The organism is Pseudomonas sp. XS1P51 (assembly GCF_054897845.1).
In genome coordinates this window covers 1,107,265-1,126,015 of sequence record NZ_CM142707.1, presented here as the reverse complement: position 1 = coordinate 1,126,015, position 18,751 = coordinate 1,107,265, and the positions used below count along the sequence as shown (strand labels likewise).

General features: G+C 58.7%; 17 protein-coding genes and 3 pseudogenes. 13 read left to right on the top strand and 7 right to left on the bottom strand.

The features are described 5' to 3' along the window. Positions 1-3 precede the first annotated feature (3 nt). From lpdA to ACYZUD_RS05350, 3 genes and pseudogenes are all read left to right on the top strand, one after another. Positions 4-1,389: a dihydrolipoyl dehydrogenase gene (lpdA, locus tag ACYZUD_RS05360; RefSeq protein WP_462022963.1), complete on the top strand. Its 1,386-nt coding sequence runs from the start codon at positions 4-6 to the stop codon at positions 1,387-1,389. Positions 1,390-1,579: 190 nt separating this feature from the next. Then, entirely contained in the window at positions 1,580-2,599 is a 1,020-nt protein-coding gene (locus tag ACYZUD_RS05355) for a branched-chain amino acid aminotransferase (protein WP_462022962.1), read from the top strand. Between the two features lie 248 nt (positions 2,600-2,847). Next, positions 2,848-3,461, top strand: a pseudogene (locus ACYZUD_RS05350) (SDR family NAD(P)-dependent oxidoreductase). 53 nt (positions 3,462-3,514) lie between these two features. Here ACYZUD_RS05350 and ACYZUD_RS05345 read toward each other — a convergent pair. Next, positions 3,515-4,273: an ArsR/SmtB family transcription factor gene (locus ACYZUD_RS05345; protein ID WP_462022961.1), complete on the bottom strand. Its 759-nt coding sequence runs from the start codon at positions 4,271-4,273 to the stop codon at positions 3,515-3,517. Between the two features lie 82 nt (positions 4,274-4,355). On the opposite strand from ACYZUD_RS05345, the gene ACYZUD_RS05340 reads away from it, so the two are divergent. After that, complete coding sequence (locus ACYZUD_RS05340) at positions 4,356-5,504, top strand: cytochrome P450 (protein WP_462022960.1); 1,149 nt, start codon at positions 4,356-4,358, stop codon at positions 5,502-5,504. Between the two features lie 34 nt (positions 5,505-5,538). Here the strand turns inward: ACYZUD_RS05340 and ACYZUD_RS05335 are convergent, their stop codons facing one another. After that, positions 5,539-5,898, bottom strand: a complete 360-nt coding sequence (locus ACYZUD_RS05335; RefSeq protein WP_462022959.1) for a DUF6124 family protein — start codon at positions 5,896-5,898, stop codon at positions 5,539-5,541. Positions 5,899-6,516: 618 nt separating this feature from the next. Between ACYZUD_RS05335 and ACYZUD_RS05330 the strand changes: the two are divergent. Then, positions 6,517-7,148 (top strand): annotated as a pseudogene (locus ACYZUD_RS05330) (S-type pyocin domain-containing protein); the annotation flags it as partial. Between the two features lie 8 nt (positions 7,149-7,156). Here the strand turns inward: ACYZUD_RS05330 and ACYZUD_RS05325 are convergent. Then, a protein-coding gene (locus ACYZUD_RS05325) for an IS3 family transposase (protein WP_462022327.1) occupies positions 7,157-8,319 on the bottom strand; the annotation gives its coding sequence in 2 pieces (ribosomal slippage) (positions 7,157-8,064 and positions 8,064-8,319; 1,164 coding nt in all). Positions 8,320-8,383: 64 nt separating this feature from the next. Between ACYZUD_RS05325 and ACYZUD_RS05320 the strand changes: the two are divergent. Together ACYZUD_RS05320 and ACYZUD_RS05315 are read left to right on the top strand one after the other, a co-directional pair. Then, positions 8,384-8,980 (top strand): annotated as a pseudogene (locus ACYZUD_RS05320) (S-type pyocin domain-containing protein); the annotation flags it as partial. After that, positions 8,977-9,312, top strand: coding sequence for a hypothetical protein (locus tag ACYZUD_RS05315; protein ID WP_462022958.1), 336 nt, complete (start codon positions 8,977-8,979; stop codon positions 9,310-9,312). The pseudogene ACYZUD_RS05320 and the gene ACYZUD_RS05315, both read left to right, overlap by 4 nt. Positions 9,313-9,547: 235 nt before the next feature. Here the strand turns inward: ACYZUD_RS05315 and ACYZUD_RS05310 are convergent, their stop codons facing one another. After that, on the bottom strand, positions 9,548-10,024 hold the full coding sequence (locus ACYZUD_RS05310; protein WP_462022957.1) for an MEKHLA domain-containing protein: 477 nt from the start codon (positions 10,022-10,024) through the stop codon (positions 9,548-9,550). A 197-nt stretch (positions 10,025-10,221) separates the two neighbouring features. On the opposite strand from ACYZUD_RS05310, the gene ACYZUD_RS05305 reads away from it, so the two are divergent. Then, positions 10,222-11,253: a D-cysteine desulfhydrase family protein gene (locus tag ACYZUD_RS05305; RefSeq protein ID WP_462022956.1), complete on the top strand. Its 1,032-nt coding sequence runs from the start codon at positions 10,222-10,224 to the stop codon at positions 11,251-11,253. A 3-nt stretch (positions 11,254-11,256) separates the two neighbouring features. Here the strand turns inward: ACYZUD_RS05305 and ACYZUD_RS05300 are convergent, their stop codons facing one another. Then, entirely contained in the window at positions 11,257-11,595 is a 339-nt protein-coding gene (locus ACYZUD_RS05300) for an FKBP-type peptidyl-prolyl cis-trans isomerase (protein ID WP_462022955.1), read from the bottom strand. A gap of 147 nt (positions 11,596-11,742) precedes the next feature. Here ACYZUD_RS05300 and ACYZUD_RS05295 point away from each other — a divergent pair, with 147 nt between their 5' ends. From ACYZUD_RS05295 to ACYZUD_RS05285, 3 genes are all read left to right on the top strand, one after another. Beyond that, positions 11,743-12,807, top strand: a complete 1,065-nt coding sequence (locus tag ACYZUD_RS05295; protein WP_462022954.1) for a M4 family metallopeptidase — start codon at positions 11,743-11,745, stop codon at positions 12,805-12,807. Next, the gene (locus tag ACYZUD_RS05290) at positions 12,804-13,127 is read left to right on the top strand and encodes a protealysin inhibitor emfourin (protein ID WP_462022953.1); all 324 of its coding nucleotides are present in this window, start codon (positions 12,804-12,806) and stop codon (positions 13,125-13,127) included. The genes ACYZUD_RS05295 and ACYZUD_RS05290 overlap by 4 nt, the downstream gene beginning before the upstream one ends. A 102-nt stretch (positions 13,128-13,229) precedes the next feature. Next, the gene (locus ACYZUD_RS05285) at positions 13,230-14,303 is read left to right on the top strand and encodes a diguanylate cyclase domain-containing protein (protein WP_462022952.1); all 1,074 of its coding nucleotides are present in this window, start codon (positions 13,230-13,232) and stop codon (positions 14,301-14,303) included. 33 nt (positions 14,304-14,336) lie between these two features. Here ACYZUD_RS05285 and ACYZUD_RS05280 read toward each other — a convergent pair whose 3' ends face one another. Next, the gene (locus ACYZUD_RS05280) at positions 14,337-14,645 is read right to left on the bottom strand and encodes an RcnB family protein (RefSeq protein ID WP_462022951.1); all 309 of its coding nucleotides are present in this window, start codon (positions 14,643-14,645) and stop codon (positions 14,337-14,339) included. A gap of 349 nt (positions 14,646-14,994) precedes the next feature. On the opposite strand from ACYZUD_RS05280, the gene ACYZUD_RS05275 reads away from it, so the two are divergent. After that, a complete protein-coding gene (locus ACYZUD_RS05275; protein ID WP_462022950.1) occupies positions 14,995-16,803 on the top strand; it encodes a monovalent cation:proton antiporter-2 (CPA2) family protein in 1,809 nt (602 codons plus the stop codon). Between the two features lie 149 nt (positions 16,804-16,952). Beyond that, a complete protein-coding gene (locus ACYZUD_RS05270; RefSeq protein WP_462022949.1) occupies positions 16,953-18,062 on the top strand; it encodes a DNA alkylation repair protein in 1,110 nt (369 codons plus the stop codon). On the opposite strand, the gene ACYZUD_RS05265 is transcribed toward ACYZUD_RS05270, so the two are convergent. Next, complete coding sequence (locus ACYZUD_RS05265; RefSeq protein WP_462022948.1) at positions 18,043-18,615, bottom strand: cytochrome b; 573 nt, start codon at positions 18,613-18,615, stop codon at positions 18,043-18,045. The two genes, ACYZUD_RS05270 and ACYZUD_RS05265, sit on opposite strands and share 20 nt — an antisense overlap. Positions 18,616-18,751: the final 136 nt, after the last annotated feature.

Below are 18,751 nucleotides of genomic sequence, written 5' to 3'. Positions count from 1 at the left end.
GGCATGCAACAGTCTCTGAACACCACGCTGCTGATCATCGGCGGCGGCCCTGGCGGTTATGTGACGGCGATCCGCGCCGGTCAGCTGGGCATTTCGACCATTCTGGTGGAAGGCGAATCGCTGGGCGGCACCTGCCTGAACATCGGCTGCATTCCGTCCAAGGCACTGATCCACGTCGCCGAGCAATTTCACCAGACACAGCACCACAGCAAAAATTCCGCATTGGGTATCAGCGTTTCGGCGCCGACGCTGGACATCAGCAAGAGTGTTGAGTGGAAGGACGGCATCGTTGATCGCCTGACCACCGGCGTTTCGGCGCTGATGAAAAAGCACAAGATCCAGGTCATTAAAGGCTGGGCGAAAGTGATCGACGGCAAGACGGTCGAAGTCGGCGATACGCGCATTCAGTGCGAGCACCTGGTGCTGGCCGCCGGCTCGAAAAGCGTGAACCTGCCGATGCTGCCGATTGGCGGGCCGATCATTTCCTCCACCGAAGCCCTGGCGCCGACATCCGTGCCCAAACGCCTGACCGTGGTCGGTGGCGGTTACATCGGTCTGGAGCTGGGCATTGCCTATCGCAAGCTCGGTGCCGACGTCAGCGTGGTCGAGGCGCAGGATCGCATCCTGCCGGCCTACGACGCCGAACTGACGCAGCCTGTGCACGACGAACTGAAAAAGCTCGGCGTGAAGCTTTACTTGAAGCACAGCGTGGAAGGCTTTGATTCAAAAGCAAATACCTTGAAAGTTCGTGACCCGAACGGCGATACCCTCAACCTGGAAACCGATCAGGTGCTGGTGGCCGTCGGGCGCAAACCCAATACCCAGGGCTGGAACCTCGAAGCGCTGAACCTGGACATGAACGGTTCGGCAATCAAGATCGACAACCGCTGCCAGACCAGCATGCGCAATGTCTACGCCATCGGCGACCTGAGCGGCGAACCGATGCTCGCGCACCGGGCCATGGCCCAGGGCGAGATGGTGGCCGAACTGATCAGCGGTAAATCCCGCGAGTTCAACCCGACCGCTATCGCCGCCGTGTGCTTTACCGACCCGGAACTGGTGGTGGTCGGCAAGACCCCGGACGAGGCCGCGACTGCCGGGCTGGACTGCATCGTTTCAAGTTTCCCGTTCGCGGCCAATGGCCGGGCGATGACCCTGGAGTCGAAAAGCGGCTTCGTGCGGGTCGTGGCGCGGCGTGACAATCATGTGATTGTTGGCTGGCAAGCGGTGGGCGTGGGCGTTTCGGAGTTGTCGACCGCGTTTGGCCAGAGCCTGGAAATGGGCGCCCGGCTGGAAGACATCGCCGGCACCATCCATGCGCATCCGACGCTGGGCGAAGCAGTGCAGGAAGCGGCGTTGCGTGCCTTGGGCCACACGTTGCACCTGTAAAAATCAAAAGATCGCAGCCTTCGGCAGCTCCTACGAGTGTTCGCCGATCCTGTAGGAGCTGCCGCAGGCTGCGATCTTTTAGCGTTTTTACACTGCGAAACAGCCCTGGAATGAAGTATTGTTGTCCCCATCCAGAAAAACGTCAGAAGCCTTGAACCGTTTCGGCGGTTGTTAAGTGATAGAGGGTGTCATGGGTAACGAAAGCATCAATTGGGACAAGCTGGGTTTTGATTACATCAAGACAGACAAGCGCTATCTGTCGCACTGGCGTAATGGCGAGTGGGACAAAGGTACCCTGACCGAAGACAACGTGCTGCACATCAGCGAAGGCTCCACAGCCCTTCACTATGGCCAGCAGTGCTTCGAAGGCCTGAAGGCCTATCGTTGCAAGGACGGCTCGATCAACCTGTTCCGCCCGGATCAGAACGCCGCACGCATGCAGCGCAGCTGCGCCCGCCTGCTGATGCCACAGGTGCCCACCGAGCAGTTCATCGAAGCGTGCAAGGAAGTGGTCCGCGCCAACGAGCGTTTCATCCCGCCTTACGGCACCGGCGGCGCGCTTTACTTGCGTCCGTTCGTGATCGGCGTGGGTGACAACATCGGCGTGCGTACCGCACCCGAGTTCATCTTCTCGATCTTCTGTATTCCGGTCGGTGCCTACTTCAAGGGCGGCCTGACCCCGCACAACTTCCTGATCTCCAGCTACGACCGCGCGGCCCCACAAGGCACCGGTGCGGCCAAGGTCGGTGGCAACTACGCCGCCAGCCTGATGCCTGGCTCCCAAGCCAAGAAGGCGCACTTTGCCGACTGCATCTACCTCGACCCGATGACCCACACCAAAATCGAAGAAGTCGGCTCGGCCAACTTCTTCGGGATCACCCACGACAACAAGTTCGTCACTCCGAACTCGCCGTCGGTGCTGCCGGGCATCACCCGTCTGTCGTTGATCGAGCTGGTAAAATCCCGTCTGGGCCTGGAAGTGATCGAAGGCGACGTGTTCATCGACAAGCTGTCCGACTTCAAGGAAGCCGGTGCTTGCGGTACTGCGGCGGTGATCACCCCGATCGGCGGCATCAGCTACAACGATCACCTGCATGTGTTCCACAGCGAAACCGAAGTCGGCCCGGTCACCCAGAAGCTCTACAAAGAGCTGACTGGCGTACAGACCGGCGACGTCGAAGCGCCAGCGGGCTGGATCGTCAAGGTTTGACCTGACGCCTGCAACATCGAAGCCCACCCATTGCCCCGGCGATGGGTGGGCTTTTTCATTAAAGTCTTAATGACAACACTTGCAGTCATAAAGACATCGCCAGCATCTAGTCAAAATAACCACCCTACCTTTCAAGCGCCCTGTTTGCGCCTGGCCCGAAACTTGACTGCAACCATTCCGCTTTTCAAACGTTATCCCGCCATCGACTGATGTCGATCCGGCTAATTTCAGAAAAAAGGAATGACTCCATGCACACTGTTTTCCAGGATCGTCTGGCCGTCGTCACCGGAGCAAGTTCAGGCATCGTCCTGGCAGTCACCGAACGGCTGCTGTCCCAAGGCGCGCAAGTATTGGCCCAGTGAGTTACCTGGTGCCGAATGCAGGCATCGCGGAACTGGCTGATGGCCTCGATGTGTCGGCATTTGACCGGCAGTGGGCAGTCAATGGCGCAGGTGCGCTCAATACCCTCGCCAGCCTGCGCGGGCACTTGGCGGAATCCGCCTCGGTGGTGTTCATCGGGACCTTCCTGGCGCAAGTGACCTTTCCCGGGCTGGCCGCCTATATCGCGTCGAAAGCCGCATTGATTGCCCATGCGCGCACCCTCGCGGTGGAACTGGCTCCCCTCGGCATCCGCATCAACACCGTGTCCCCTGGCCCCACCGCTACGCCGATCTGGTCGACGCTGGGATTGAAGAATGAAGCGCTGAACGAAGTCGCCAACGCGGTGAATCTACGCCTGCTCGATGGTCAGTTTCTGGAAGCGGGCGCCGTCGCCGATGTGATCCTGTTTCAACTCGGCAACGGCGCACGTAACGTCTTTGGCCAGGACTGGGTCGTCGATAGCGGCTATACGTTGCGCTAGCCACGGAACATCAAAAGATCGCAGGCTTCGCCAGCTCCTACCCGGAATTGCGTCTACGCCGAATTTGTAGGAGCTGCCGCAGGCTGCGATCTTTTGATCTTGAACTGCTCGATGTCGGCAGGAAGAAGCAACTCAAACCGCGCGTTGATCTCCTTGCGGCCCAGCGCCGTCAACGCCAACGCGCGGCTGTCCAGGTCCTGAGTCAGCCATTTACGCTTGATCGCCGTTTGCAGCAGCGCCGCCCCCAGCGATCCCCCCAGATGCGGGCGGCGCATGCTCCAGTCCAGGCACGGGCAGGCAAAACGGCGGCGCATCACGATTAAATCCTTGACCTCGATGCCCAAACCTTCAAACAACGCTTCGCCGCTGTCGCTCATCTGATAAACCTGCTGATCGGTTTCCAGCAACCAGCCTTTTTCCAGCATCCGGTCGTGCAGCAACACCGCCAGCGTGCCGGCCATGTGGTCGTAGCAGGTGCGGGCGAATTGCAGGCGATCCGGGGTGCGCGAGTTAAAGGTCGGGGCGCTGTTCTGGCCGATCACCATCAGTGCCTCCAGTGCCTGGGCCACGCGCTTGTCCGCGAGGCTGTAATAGCGATGGCGGCCCTGCACATGCAAACGTACCAGCGCCAGCTCCTTGAGCTTGCCCAGATGCGCGCTGGCGGTGGACGCCCCGACCTCAGCAATCGCCGCCAGCTCGGTGCTGGTGCGAGCGTGACCATCCATCAATGAACAGAGGATTTTCGTCCGGGCCGGTTCCGCGATGGCCGCGGCCACTTGAGAGACGCCGATGTCGTGTTGTTCTACGTTCATATTTCGCTCCCGGACGAATCAAGGCCCTTTCGGACTGGAGATAGTAGCAACACTTTCCCGACCACGAACAAGGCTGCGACCCATGGACCCGATCATCGCTGCGACTCATGCCGATCCTTATGCCTATTACACGCAATTGCGCGCTGAGGGCGGGCTGGTTTTTCACGAAGGACTGAAACTGTGGGTGGCGAGTAGCGCCCGCGCCGTTGCTGGCGTGTTGGCGTGTTGGCGTGTTGGCGTGTTGGCGCATCCTGACTGTCATGTGCGGCCGTCCCATGAGCCGGTGCCCAAGGCGATTGTTGGCGGTATGGCCGGCAAGGTGTTTGGTCAGTTGATGCGGATGAATGAAGGCGAACGGCAGCGCTGCCCGAGGGCGGCGATTCAGCCGGGGCTGGCGTTGATTGACGCGACTGAAGTCAATGCGCTGGTCGGAGCGCGGTTGATCACTGCGGACGCTGACGGATTGAACAAGGCAATGTTTCGTGGTCCGGTGAGCGTGGCGGCGGCGTTGTTGGGGTTTACGCCCGCTCAAGGCCGACTCATCAGCGAGCTGACCGCAGACTTTGTAGCGTGCCTGTCGCCCCTGGGCAATCAAGCACAACTGGATGCCGCGCATGCGGCGGCGGACCAGTTGCGTGGCTATTTCATTGAGCTGCTGGATGACCCCAACAATCAGAGCGCCCTGCTCGCCGGTATCCGCCAGCGCTTCGCGGCGACCGCTGAGGACTCTGAAGCGTTGATCGCCAACCTCATCGGCCTGTTCTCCCAAACCTATGAAGCCACCGCCGGGCTGATTGGTAACGCTTTGGTGGCTCTGATTCGAAATCCGCCGTTGCGCTGCAATTCGATTCGCATTGACGACCTGGTGGCCGAAACCCAGCGCTTCGACCCGTCGGTGCAGAACACCCGTCGCTTCGTCGCTGCGTCTTGTGAAATTGCCGGCACGAGCCTGAATCCCGGCGATGTGATTCTGTTGCTGCTGGCTTCGGCCAATCGTGATCCGCAACTCAATGATCGTCCCGACGCATTTCTTCTGAATCGCCCGGACCGCCACAGCTTCACCTTTGGCGCAGGTCGCCATCAATGTCCGGGGCAGATGTTGGCGATGAGCATCGCCAGCGCCACGTTGACACAGATCCTGGCGATGAAACCGGCGCTGGAGCGATTGGCCTGGGGTTACCGCCCTTCCCTCAATGGGCGAGTTCCGTTATTCACCGAAGCTCAGGACTAAGCGATCAGCCCCACGCCACCGCAGCGGACCGTAACTACTCAGGTGGATCAATTTGATCCAGCACTCGGTTCGCCGTGATTTCTGCCAGCATGATGCTGTTTGAAATGCCCAGCAGAGCATTGCGCGATCCACCATTCAGAAGATCCACCAAGTGATGAACCATCACATCAACGGAGGCTAGCGTCTCGACCAGATAAACCACCAGGGTTTCGGTCGTGGCGTCTGGGTCCACGGTAAACAGGGTGCTAGGTGTGCGCGGCGTGGCTTTGATGTCGGCAGTCGACGGGAAGTGGAAATCGAGGGCCCGTTCGGCGGCTTCGTTGAGTTTGTTCGAATCGGGTTCGTACGGGGATACCGGATCGTTGTCCGGCGGATTGGGTGTGACCTTGAACATAGATGGAACTCCAGATAAATAAAGTGGAGCCATCACCTTCGCTACCAAACGAAGGTGGCGGCCATACGAAGGTTGGTAGACCGGTTACCTGGAAACCCGGCGCACCCGAAGGTGCCCTACGCATGGCCACCATAAAACAGAGGGCGAGAAAATCCCCTGCACTAGGTCGCGCTACGCATCAGGTATACGGGCTACCAAACCCCATCGCTGTTTTTTCAGCGACCAGGAAACGATAGAGCCCAGACCTAAGGCGCACAAGCCGGCGGATTCTGGCGTAATCGTAGGCAACGACGCAAGGATTTGTAGCCTTTCAGGAAGTATTTTTGATGACACTTAAACACGCACTCTCAGCCGCTGTTTAAAGGGCGACGCGCACTGATAAAGGAGGCTGAAAGATCCGTGACGCCCACAATCCAGACAACAAAAAAACCGCAATCTCATTCCACTGAGATTGCGGATTTTGTCGTTTCAGATAACAGACGAAATTGCGTAAAAACTGACTCATAGAGACTCCCTAATTTGTAACGTCATACCGAGTTTCAGACCTGTCCTACAGCGTCAGAATACTTTTTTGAGATAGCGTCTGCATCGCCTTCAAAAGATGGAACAAAGACGCTCATGTCTCGCAAAACAGACATCCCACGGATTCAAAACCCACCGTCAGGTGACGGGCACCACGTGACCACTCGGTACCTGACTGCAACCGAGCTGGCGGAGCGGGATGCCAGACAAAAATCCTATGACGACATGATGGCCCGACAGCAAGCATACGAAGATCGTCTTGTCAGGCAGCCTTTTCGAAAAAATCAGAACGCCAAGGGCTGCGTGTTCGTCAAAAGCTGCAACCTCCCGGACGGCGTAATCAACCACGACAATCCAGCCGGGTTTGTCCCTGTCGAGAAACTGGCCGACTACGGAAAGTTCTCTCTCTTGGGTGGTCGCGAAAGGGACACAGCCGGAAATATCCCTCTTAAAAGAATCAGCGGTAGCGCGTTACCTGGTTCCCTGGGAACGCTTCTCTTGGGCGGGGCTGGAGCTGCTGGTTCCGGAGCGACTGTTGCAAGTGGTACAGGTGCAGTGACGGCTGGTGTTGCTGCCGGTGCTTTGGCGGGCGTAGTTGCACTGCTCTGGCCGTCGAGCCTGGGGGACAGTTCGCTTACACAGAAGAACAACTCAAGTCACTTAAGGAAGGTCGTACACGTGTCCGGCTGCATGTAGAGCAACAGGCCGATGGCACCTTGAAGGGCTATTGTAGTGGTCAACTAATCCCGGACACGACGTTAAGTTTTTTCTCAGCCTGAGCTGGCGCGAGCCCAGCGTTGAATTGATGGGGCCGAATCCAGTTGTACCGATGCATCAAAAAATGACTGATGTCGCGCTGGGCCTCTTGGGCCGTTCGGTAGCCCGTGGTTGGTATCCATTCGATTTTCAAACTCCGGAACACACGCTCCATCGGCGCATTGTCCCAGCAATTTCCCCGGCGACTCATGCTCTGGCGCATACGGTAACGCCACAGCCGCTGACGAAATAAACGACTCGCATACTGCGACCCTTGATCCGAGTGAAACAGCAGACCCTGAGGTCTTCCACGTAGCTCGTAGGCCATGTCCAGAGCCTTGATAACCAGCTCGGCGTCCGGCTTTTCCGACAATGCCCAGCCCACTATCCGACGCGCACAAAGATCCAGCACAACAGCCAGGTAGTGCCATTTGCCCTGGGCCCAGATGTAAGTAATGTCGCCGCACCAGACCTGATTGGGCGCTGGGACATCGAACTCCCGATTCAACGTATTCGGGATATCCAGACGTTCAACCGTCGCTCGTTTATAGGCGTGAGAACCAGGCTGTTTGCTGACGAGGTCAAGCTCACGCATCAAGCTGCGCACTTTGAACCGACCGAGTTGCTCACCATCGTCACGCATCAACGAGAGGATGCTACGGCTGCCGGCAGCACTGCGACTTTGTGAAAACAACTCGCTCACCCGGCTGCGCAACCGAAGTCGTTCGACATCCGGCGTTCGGCGCTTTAGGCGGTGGGCGTAGTAACTTGAGCGGTTGATTTCAAATACGTTGCATAGCCAATCAACCGGCTCATGGACGCTCAGCTGATTGATCAGCGCGTACGCTCGTGATCTTCCGACATCAAGAGCGCGGTAGCCTTTTTTAGGATGGATTTCTCTCGCTCAAGTCGAGCGATACGAGCTTCCAGTTCCTGGATTTTCTGTTGTTCTGGGGTCAGCGCTTTGCTCTGCGGGGTAACACCTTGGCGTTCCTTCTGGACTTGATCGACCCAACGTCGCAAGGCCGATTCGCCGACGCAGAGTGAACGACTGGCTTCGATGAAACTGTAGTTTTGCTTGAGCACGAGGTCGGCAGCCTCGCGTTTGAATTCAGCAGAAAAGGAACGGCGTTGTTTGGTCATCTGACACCTCGATCTGGCGAGCATTCTCGCCTAAATGGGTGTCCGGTTTCATTAGACCACTACATATGGGTACAACACCCAGAAGCGCAGCGACTGGGAAATGATTCCTGTGGTGCAAGATTCTCAACAGGTGGCTGACTTTGGTAACGGGATAACACTGATATGGACACCAGCCATAGATCCGTCCACCACTTCGGGAATCCCACCGCTAGAAGCTGCTCCACAAGCGCCGCAAATCTGGATTTATCCGCCGACACCTGCCGCTGACAGCATCATCGTCAACCCGATTTATCCGCCTGAGTATAAGGACTTCATTCTCGTATTCCCGGCTGGTTCCGGCATCAAGCCTCTTTATATTGTCTTAACACTGGAATTCGATGCAGCCAGCTACCATGGAAAGACGGATACACCGGTGAAAAGCAAGGGCCCCTCCAATGGACAAGAAGCACTCGACAACTCGGTGCAGGTAAAACCTACATCGGCACGCCGGATTGGTGTTGATCCAGAAACCAAGGAGTTTGTCGTCTTTGATCGTACGGGAGGGGACGTTTACCACGGTCATGTCAGGCCTTGGGATAAACTCCATCAAGATATGAAAAATGCTCTGATCAAGGCTAAAAAAACCGACAACAAAGGAAACATTCTGGGAGCTAAAAAGTGAGTCTTCTCTACCAAGATCCATCAATGAGCCACGAGGAAGCAGTTCATCTTCTTGATAGCGGCGTAGAGACGAATATTGTCGCCGCGTTGCTTTCCATTGGTTTGAATGAGCAGGACAGAATCTGGGCTCAGACCATTTGCTTGAAATACCTCGACAGAGGCACCGAGCAGGTCGTGGCAGCGGCTATCACCTCGCTTGGCCATATCGCCCGCAGACACGGAGAATTGGATATGAACGCGGTAATGCCTGCCCTCAATACTGCGAAGATAAAATTCCCGGCACTTGAAGCCATTGTTGCTGACACGCTTGATGATATTGAAGTGTTCATCTGACTCGCTAAATCAAAATCAGAAAAACTTCATCCCAAACATGCGAATCCGCAATCTCTTCTAACAGAAATGGCGGGTTTCTCACTTCAGGCCACGGCCTACAAATCATGATCCCGCGCCCACATTTCCAGTCGATCACGCTCAAAAATAAAATCGAATTGGGCGTGATTGGCCCAATCGAACACTCGCCAAAGTCCAGATGCGGGCTCAGACCAATTCAGCGAGTAACCGGAGGCTGTCAATCGACCCGACCAATGCGCTGCGCATCCGGCCAGAACAGCGCGGCCTGCCCCCGATGCAAGCCGCGCTCATCGATCAACGTCCAGACCTTGCCCTCGTAAATCATGAAGGCATGGCCATCCCGGTCCACCCGATAGCCACTGTAACCATGAGCGATGCCGTTGGCCGTGACCTGTTCAAGCAACGTCTGGCGCATGGCGCGGTCCAGTGGCGAAGCGCTGAACCTCGACGGCATGCCCAGGAACTGCGAGCGAGGGTATTTGAAGCAGGCCAGCGTCTGTTCATTGGCGTAGAAGAAACAAGGGTCGTCTTCCGTGCCGTGGGCCAGCAGGCTGTAAGGTGCGTGCGCGTGCAGCCAGTGCAAGCGCTCAAGTCCGGCCAGCGACTCGGGGGCTGGCAGGCTTTCGCCGGTCCAGCGACGATAAGCCTCGTCCAGCAGTTGAACAGACGCGGCGTATTCGTTGATCGGCGACATGCGCCCTCCCATGCAATGGAGCGGGTTATCCGGCGCGACGTAGCCTATCGAAACCCGCCTGAAAAATCCGCATCCTGAAAACTGACCCACCTTATTAGATACATCAGGTAACAGGAGTAATACCCGGCGATGCGTTTATCTCGAGGGGCTTTCCCCATAGAGTCACTTTGATAAGAATGAACAACGAGGCTCCGTTGATGCAAACCCTACTGGACAAGTCGCTGAGTTCTTTTGCGCGGGCAGACTTGCTGCAAGGTCCCACTCCCATTCATCGGGCCGAACGCCTCGAACAGCTACTGGGCTTGGATACACAGGGAATCGGCCTTTATCTCAAGCGCGACGATCACATGTTGATTGGCGGTGGCGGCAACAAATTGCGCAAACTCGAATTCCATATCGGAGCGGCGCTGGAGACCGGAGTCGACACGGTGATTACTGTGGGCGGCCTTCAGTCCAACCATGCGCGACTGACCGCCGCCGTGTGTGCTCGCCTGGGCATCGCCTGCGAACTGATCCTGACCCGGTCAGTGCCCAAAACCGAGGTGGATTACGAATTCAACGGCAACGTTCTGCTCGATCAATTGTTCGGCGCACACCTACAGGTGCTTGCCGGGGGCAGCGACTCACTCGCCAAGGCCGACATTCGCGCCGCGCAACTCCGGGACCTGGGACGCACCGTGCTGGTCATTCCTACGGGCGGCTCAACACCGCTGGGCAGTCTCGGTTATGCGCGCTGCGCGGCGGAGATCGCACAGCAGGAAACGGAGCTCAGCCTTACCTTCAATCAAGTCGTGGTGCCTAACGGCAGCGCCGGCACCCACGCCGGGCTCGCGGCCGGATTCCAGTTGCTGGGTCGGGGCACATCGATCGTCAAGTCTTACTCGGTTTTATTCGAGCAAGACACATCAGCAGCCAGAACCCTGCAATTGACCCAGGACGTACTGACATTGTTGGGCAGCACCACCATCGTGCAGGCTGAAGAAATTGTCATAGACGGCAGTCAACTGGGCGACGGTTACGGCCTGCCGACGCAAGCCATGCAGGACGCCGTGCGCCTGATGGCTCGCGCCGAAGGCTTGTTGATCGACCCGGTGTATTCCGGCAAAGCGTTCGCCGGGCTGTTGGCCGATCTCCGGCAAGGACGCTTCCGTTCCGGGGACGATGTGCTGTTCGTGATGACTGGAGGAACACCGGGCCTCTACGCCTACCGGGAAACCTTTCAGCCCTGACAATCAATCATCGCGCGTCAGCACCTCCAGCAATTCAATCTCGAACGTCAAATTCGAATGGGGAGGAATCGCTCCCATTGTCCGCTCGCCATAGGCCAAATCCGCCGGCACCAGCAACTTGCGCTTGCCGCCCACCTGCATGCCGATGATTCCCTGATCCCAGCCCTTGATCACCCTTCCGGTGCCAATCACGCACTGGAAAGGTTTCCCACGGCTGTAGGAAGAATCGAATTCAGTACCGTCTTCCAGCCAGCCGCGGTATTGGGTGGTGATCAGCGCGCCTTTGACAGCGGCTTTGCCGTCGCCCGGCTCAAGGTCGATGATTTGCAATTCGTCGTTCATACTTCTTACTCGTTCACTGTCGCCCGGGTCTCGAGGGCGCGGACGGAGGTTTTCGCAGAATCCGGCGTGGATGGCAATCCATGGAACCGAAACGCCACCCGCCACCTCACATAGGTATCGACTTCGTACTCAGGAAAGGATGCTCTGATGACCGACTCACGATCACTGCGCAGTTTTATTCCGCCCTACATTCTCAACCGAATCATCGCACACGGTTCCGAGCATCAGCGCTCCAGCGCGTTGACCACACTGACCCACGTACGCACCCTTCGGCACACGCCGGCCCCACCGCAGCGCCCTCCTGCTGCCTCGATCCTGCCGCAACCCGGTCAACCGGGCCTGGCGCAGCGCAGCATTCATGATGCGCAGGGCAAAATGCTCTTGCCCGGCATGCCGGTGCGATTTGAAGGTCAGGCGGCGACCGGCGACCCGGCGGTCGATGAGGCCTACGACGCACTGGGTGCCTGCTATGATTTCTTCTGGAAGGTGCTCGGCCGCGACTCCATCGACAATCAAGGATTTGCCCTGATCGGTAGCGTGCATTACGGCCAGGATTACGAGAATGCGTTCTGGAACGGCGCGCAAATGGTCTTCGGTGATGGCGACGGCGAAATTTTTGAGCGTTTCACCCGCTCGCTGGATGTGATCGGTCACGAATTGACCCACGGCGTGATCGAAAGCGAAGCCGGTCTGGTGTACGCCGACCAGTCCGGGGCGCTGAACGAATCGCTGTCCGACGTGTTCGGCGTGCTGATCAAGCAGCATGTGCTGGGACAGACCGCCGACCAGGCGGACTGGCTGATCGGTGCGGATTTGCTGACGCCCCGCATCAAAGGCCGCGGCTTGCGCTCGATGGCCCATCCGGGCACGGCCTATGACGACCCGCTGCTCGGCAAGGACCCGCAACCGGATCACATGCGCAAGTTCGTCATCACCCAGGAGGACAATGGTGGCGTGCACATCAATTCGGGCATACCCAATCGGGCCTTTTATCTCGTGGCCAAGGCACTGGGCGGGTTTGCCTGGGAGAAAGCCGGGCGCATCTGGTACGACACGCTGTGCGACAAGCGCCTGAGCAGCGAGGCGACATTCAGTGACTTCGCCCAATTGACCCTCGAACAGGCCCGACAACGCTTCGGCGCCCCTGAAGTCAGGGCGGTAGAACACGGCTGGGCCGAAGTGGGTGTCAAACCGACTCAGGAGGAACGATGAAAACCCTGCCGATACTGGGCGATGATGCCGTGGTACGTCTCTCCCGCCAGGGCGGTGTGGCGGCGATCCACGCCTTGACCCGCCCTCGGGAGATCGAGTTCGCGCAATGCGATCCCGACCAGCGCACGCGCATTTGTTCGTTACTTGAAGGTTGTCTGCCACTGGCCAGCGCCTCCCCCGGTCGCGGCGATCAGCGTTTCTATGAAATTGAGGTGCGCTACCGCATCGACCAGCAGGACGACAAGATGGTGCTGAAGGTGCCTGAAGACCAGGCCCCCGGTGAACTGGTGCGCCTGTGGGATAAAGGTGAAGTGCTATAAGCGTGATGCTCCGGTAATGGAGGCTGCTCATTGAAAGCCGGGTGAACTAACATAAGCACAACTTCCCCGTAACGGCTGATCCGCCACGATGGCAACTCCTGAATGAATTTCGTCTGGACCAGCGCAGCCCTCGGCTCAGTGGTGCTTGCCCTGATCGCCGCGCTGATCTGTCGCGAGCGCTCGCTGCAAAAGCAGTTGGCCGAGTGTCGCGCGTTGATAGCCGATTTGTCCGAAGGACAGAACATCCGTCAGGACGGTGACGCCGAACGCTTCAAACGCAGCCAGTATTTCGCCCGTATCGGCACCTGGGATTGGGATGTCGACACCGACAAGCTCTACTGGTCGGACGCGATCTACGGCATGTTCGGCTTCAAGATCGGCGAAGTGTCGCCCTCCTATGCCTTGTTTTGCGCCTGCGTTCACCCTGATGACCGGGCCAAGGTGCGGGCCGGCGAACTGCGCTGCCTGGAAACCGGCGAAAACCACGACGAGGAATACCGGGTCGTCTGGCCCGATGGCAGCATCCACTGGCTGCGGGAAACCGGCAATGTGGTCAAGAACGACCATGATGCAACCATCAAGATGATGGGCGTGGTGCGCGACATCACCGAGGAAAAAGCCTCCGCCAGCTACCTGCAACACCTGGCCCATTACGACCCGCTGACCGGGCTGCCCAACCGCCTGGTGCTCGAAGAACGCCTGTCCGATGCGCTGGAACAGGCCCGCATCACCGCCACGCGGGTGGCACTGGTCTTTGTCGACCTCAATGGTTTCAAGGCGATCAACGACCATTACGGCCATGCGGCGGGCGACCGCGTACTGGTCACCACCGCCACCCGCCTCAAGCGGATCCTGCGCTCGACCGACACCGTGGCCCGGATCGGTGGCGACGAGTTTGTAGTGATCCTTCAGGGCCTGCCCCAGGGCATCAACCTGCAAGACGAAGCCCGCAGCATCTGCCAGAAAATCTTCATCGAACTGTCACCGCCCGTGACCATCGGCAACGACCAGCGCCACATCGGCACCAGCCTTGGGGTCGCGGTGTTCCCGGACCATGCACCGAGCATGGACCGCTTGATTCATATTGCGGACTTGGCGATGTATGAAGCCAAGCGCAGTGGGAATAATCAGTATCGGCTGGGTATACAAAACCCGGTGCGTGCTCACAGCCAGTAGCGCCAGGCACATGTCAGGCCTCTCGCTTGTGGCTTAGCGCTCCACTGGCGTGATTGCCAGAATCCTTCCGGTGGAGATCTCCACCATGGCGTACTTGTCATTGATCTGCACCCACCGAGCCTGATTCTTCGGCGCTTTCAAGCCTTTGGCTTTCCAGTTGGCCAGGGCTTTTTCGCTGCGTTGGTAAACGTCAGGGGCGCGGTCGCCGACCATCAGTTCACGGGAGTTGTTGACCCCAGTCTGGACGGTCTTCTGAGGGAGGTCATCCGCCTGAACGATGGGGTTGATACCGGCGAGGCCCGCGACGAGGGCGAGGCTGGCAATAAGTGTCTTGTTGTTCATCGGTGGACCTCCAGTCAATTCGTGGTTGGCTGATCTGGGACCGCGGTGACGTCCGATCATTCGAAAAACTATCAGCGCACGCACTCGATGTAGCGGCTGCCATGACCGCTGCAATGATCCGTTTAACACATCAATGCATGCCAACAATGCGCCGCCAGCGCGAGCAGGCTCGCTTCCACAATGGATCTCCAGTGGGGAAAAAATCTGTGCACACCTCGATCAAATGTGGGAGCGAGCCTGCTCGCGATAGAGGTGTGTCGGTGAACATGACTCCAGCTCGGTGCTGACGCCTGCGGCTCAAGCCCTTATCCTTGTCGCCCCGCCGTATCGAGTTAATGGAGTTTTTGTCATGCCCCATGAAGGCAACCTGTTGCAAGCCGCTGTCGTATTTCTGTTCGCGGCCGTGCTCACCGTCCCCCTGGCCAAGCGCCTGCAATTGGGGGCGGTGCTGGGTTATCTGTTTGCCGGCGTCATCATCGGGCCTTCGGTGCTGGGCTTGATCGGCAATCCGCAGAGCGTCAGCCACATATCCGAACTCGGGGTGGTGTTGCTGCTGTTCATCATCGGCCTGGAGCTGTCGCCACGACGCTTGTGGGTGATGCGCAAATCGGTGTTTGGCGTCGGTCTGGCGCAGGTGTTGCTGACAGGCTCGGTGATCGGCGTACTGGCGTTGTTCGTGTTCGGCCAGCCTCTGAACAGCGCGATTGTGTTGGGCCTGGGTCTGGCGCTGTCGTCCACTGCGTTTGGCCTGCAAAGCCTCGCTGAGCGCAAGGAACTGACCAGCCCCCATGGGCGCTTGGCGTTCGCAATTCTGTTGTTCCAGGACATCGCGGCGATCCCGTTGATTGCCATGGTGCCGCTGCTGGCCGGCGGTGATCACACCACCAGCGCGGCGGAAAACCTGAACCACGGTTTGCGGGTGCTGGGCAGCATCGCGGTGGTGGTGATCGGCGGACGTTATCTGTTGCGGCCGGTGTTTCGCGTGGTGGCCAAGACCGGTTTGCCGGAAGTCTCTACCGCCACCGCGTTGCTGGTGGTGATCGGCACCGCGTGGCTGATGGATCTGGTCGGCGTGTCCATGGCGTTGGGGGCATTCCTCGCCGGGCTGCTGCTGGCGGATTCCGAATATCGCCACGAACTGGAAGCACAGATCGAACCGTTCAAGGGCTTGCTGCTGGGGCTGTTTTTCATCAGCGTCGGCATGGGCGCGAATCTGAGCCTGTTGCTCACCGCCCCCATCGTGGTGCTGGGACTGACCCTGTTGCTGATCGCCATCAAGCTGCCGCTGCTGTTTGTCGTGGGCCGACTGGCCGGTGGTTTGGGCAAGGTCAGTGCGATTCGTCTCGGCATCGTGCTGGCAGCCGGCGGTGAATTTGCGTTTGTCGTGTTCAAGATCGGCCGGGATCAGGGCTTGTTCGAGCCTCGCCTGTACGACTTGCTGGTGCTGACAATCACCCTGTCCATGGCCGTGACGCCGCTGTTGCTGCTGGTCTGCGCGCGACTGGTCAGCCCGAAGGTGCAGCCGGTGGAGGTGCCGGAAAAATTCCGCGAAATCGACACCGACACACCGCGCGTCGTGATCGCCGGCATGGGCCGGATGGGGCAGATCGTCGCCCGTATCCTGCGGGCGCAGAACATCAAGTTCGTCGCCCTCGACACGTCGGTGGAAACCATCGAACTGTCGCGCAGCTTCGGCGGCGTGCCGGTGTTCTACGGCGACCCGATGCGCCCGGAAATCCTCAGTGCAGCCAAGGTCGAGCAGGCGGAATACTTTGTCATCGCCACCGATGATCCGGACACCAACATCAAGACCGCCGAGCTGGTGCACAGGCTTTACCCGCACATGAAAATCATCGCCCGTGCGCGTAACCGTCAGCATGTGCACCGTTTGGTGGACATTGGCGCCGAAGCCATTCGGGAAACCTACTATTCGAGCCTGGAAATGAGCCGGCGCACGCTGGTCGGGCTGGGACTGACCCAGGCTCAGGCAGATGCGCGGATCAAGCGCTTCAAGCATCACGATGAGCAGGTGCTGGAAGCGCAGCATGCGGTGTATGACGATGCGGCGAAGGTGTTGCAGACCGCGCAGGAAGCACGGGCGGAATTGGCACGGTTGTTTGAGTCGGATCAGTTGGAAGAGCAATCGGGCAAGGCTTGAATTCTTGGGTGACGGTCAAGTCCTCTTCGCGAGCAGGCTCGCTCCCACAGGGGCTTATGTACGACGCATACCCAGTGTGGGAGCGAGCCTGCTCGCGATGAACGATAACGCGGTGTGCTGGACAAACAACAACTTCAAAGGAATCCACAATGGCTGCTGACCCATCCTCCCCCGCCCTGAAGGAAATCTTCAACGCCGACCGCCTCAAGCACATCGCCGCCGAGATGACGGCGGTCTACCCCGAGTTCAACGCCAAGGCCTTCCTGAAAATGGCTAACGACGGGCTTGCCGATTTGTCGATCATGCAGCGCATGGCCCGCGTCAGCGAGTGCCTGCATGCGGTACTGCCGTTGAGTTATGAAGAGACGCTCGAGGTGCTTTACGCCCTTGCCCCGCGCCTGAACAGCGGCTTCGTCAGCATCTCGTTACCCCATTACGTCGCGACGTATGGCGGACATGCATTCGAGCGATCCATGGCGGCGCTCAAATACTTCACCGCGTTCGGCTCCTCGGAATTCGCGATCCGTCATTTCCTGCGCAGCGACATCAAACGCGCCCTGGCGGTCATGCACGACTGGTCCCTGGATGACAACGAACACGTCCGGCGCCTGGCCAGCGAAGGCAGCCGACCGCGCCTGCCCTGGTCGTTTCGCCTGGAGCAAATCCAGGCCGACCCGACCCTGGCGGTCGCGATCCTCGACAACCTCAAGGCCGACGACAGCCTTTATGTACGCAAGTCCGTGGCCAACCACCTCAACGACATTACCAAGGACCATCCCGAGTGGGTGCTGGACCTGATCGAAAGCTGGTCACTGGAAAACAGACACACGGCCTGGATCGCCAAACACGCCCTGCGCAGCCTGATCAAACAAGGTAACCAGCGGGCACTGGCGATCATCGGCGCGGGCGGCAAACCCGAGGTCGAGATTGTTGATGTGAAAGTCGAACCGGCCGTGATTGGCCTGGGAGAGAAAATCACCCTGTCCTTTACCGTCAAATCCACGGTCCAGACCAGCCAGCGACTGGTGATCGACTATGCGATCGATTACGTCAAGGCCAACGGCAGCACCTCGGCGAAGGTGTTCAAGCTCAAGGCGCTGACACTGCCCGGCAAGGCCACCGAACTCGTCAGCCGGGGTCAACACATCAAGGAACTCACCACCCGCAAGCACTACCTCGGCACGCATGCCGTGCATGTGATCGTGAATGGTGAACGGCTGGCCAGCACACAGTTCGAGATTACTTCTGACGCTGATTGACCCCATTGCCGGATCGACCGGGGAGCATGCGCGTCAGGGTGTTATCGCGGACCCAATAGTGATGGAACAACCCCGCCGCCGCATGCAACCCGATGAGCCAGTAACCGCTGCTGCCGAGCAGTTCGTGCCAATACTTGAACTGCTTGGCCAGGTCCGGATTGACCGCTACCGGCGATGGCAGGAAGAAACCAAAATAAGGCATTGGTTTGCCACCGGCCGACAGCATCAGCCAGGCCAATAGCGGTGTAGCGATCATCAGCCCATACAACGCCAAGTGCATCAGGTGCGAAACGCCGGTCTGCCAGGCGGGCAGCGCCGGTGTGATGGATGGACGCGGAGTAAGTCGCCCGAGCAAACGGACCCAGACCAGGGCAAAAATACCCAGCCCGAATATCCCGTGCAACCCGAGAAACAGGCTCCTCATGCTGTCGCCGCGCGGTAGCAACCCCTTGATTTCGATGCAGGCATAAACCCCGACAAACAGCGCCAGCATCAGCCAGTGCAAGGTGATCGACAGTTTTCCGTACTGCTGTGTTGTTGAATCGCGGGTCATCGTGGGCCTCGTAAAGGTCATAAGCGGCTGCCGACTCATTCGCGCAGCCCCGGGCCGGTGGGTAACCGAACCGACGGCGCCACCCTGCCCGTCCAGCCTTAAGGCAATCTGAAGACAGCCCCGGCCGATCTTTTTG

Coding starts and splice junctions, on each gene's coding strand:
- ACYZUD_RS05310 (WP_462022957.1), bottom strand. CDS start 10,024: ATGTCGCCGATCAACGAATACGCCGCGTCTGTTCAACTGCTGGACGAG.
- ACYZUD_RS05355 (WP_462022962.1), top strand. CDS start 1,580: ATGGGTAACGAAAGCATCAATTGGGACAAGCTGGGTTTTGATTACATC.
- ACYZUD_RS05290 (WP_462022953.1), top strand. CDS start 12,804: ATGAAAACCCTGCCGATACTGGGCGATGATGCCGTGGTACGTCTCTCC.
- ACYZUD_RS05280 (WP_462022951.1), bottom strand. CDS start 14,645: ATGAACAACAAGACACTTATTGCCAGCCTCGCCCTCGTCGCGGGCCTC.
- ACYZUD_RS05270 (WP_462022949.1), top strand. CDS start 16,953: ATGGCTGCTGACCCATCCTCCCCCGCCCTGAAGGAAATCTTCAACGCC.
- ACYZUD_RS05300 (WP_462022955.1), bottom strand. CDS start 11,595: ATGAACGACGAATTGCAAATCATCGACCTTGAGCCGGGCGACGGCAAA.
- ACYZUD_RS05305 (WP_462022956.1), top strand. CDS start 10,222: ATGCAAACCCTACTGGACAAGTCGCTGAGTTCTTTTGCGCGGGCAGAC.
- lpdA (WP_462022963.1), top strand. CDS start 4: ATGCAACAGTCTCTGAACACCACGCTGCTGATCATCGGCGGCGGCCCT.
- ACYZUD_RS05285 (WP_462022952.1), top strand. CDS start 13,230: ATGAATTTCGTCTGGACCAGCGCAGCCCTCGGCTCAGTGGTGCTTGCC.
- ACYZUD_RS05295 (WP_462022954.1), top strand. CDS start 11,743: ATGACCGACTCACGATCACTGCGCAGTTTTATTCCGCCCTACATTCTC.
- ACYZUD_RS05335 (WP_462022959.1), bottom strand. CDS start 5,898: ATGTTCAAGGTCACACCCAATCCGCCGGACAACGATCCGGTATCCCCG.
- ACYZUD_RS05340 (WP_462022960.1), top strand. CDS start 4,356: ATGGACCCGATCATCGCTGCGACTCATGCCGATCCTTATGCCTATTAC.
- ACYZUD_RS05275 (WP_462022950.1), top strand. CDS start 14,995: ATGCCCCATGAAGGCAACCTGTTGCAAGCCGCTGTCGTATTTCTGTTC.
- ACYZUD_RS05345 (WP_462022961.1), bottom strand. CDS start 4,273: ATGAACGTAGAACAACACGACATCGGCGTCTCTCAAGTGGCCGCGGCC.
- ACYZUD_RS05265 (WP_462022948.1), bottom strand. CDS start 18,615: ATGACCCGCGATTCAACAACACAGCAGTACGGAAAACTGTCGATCACC.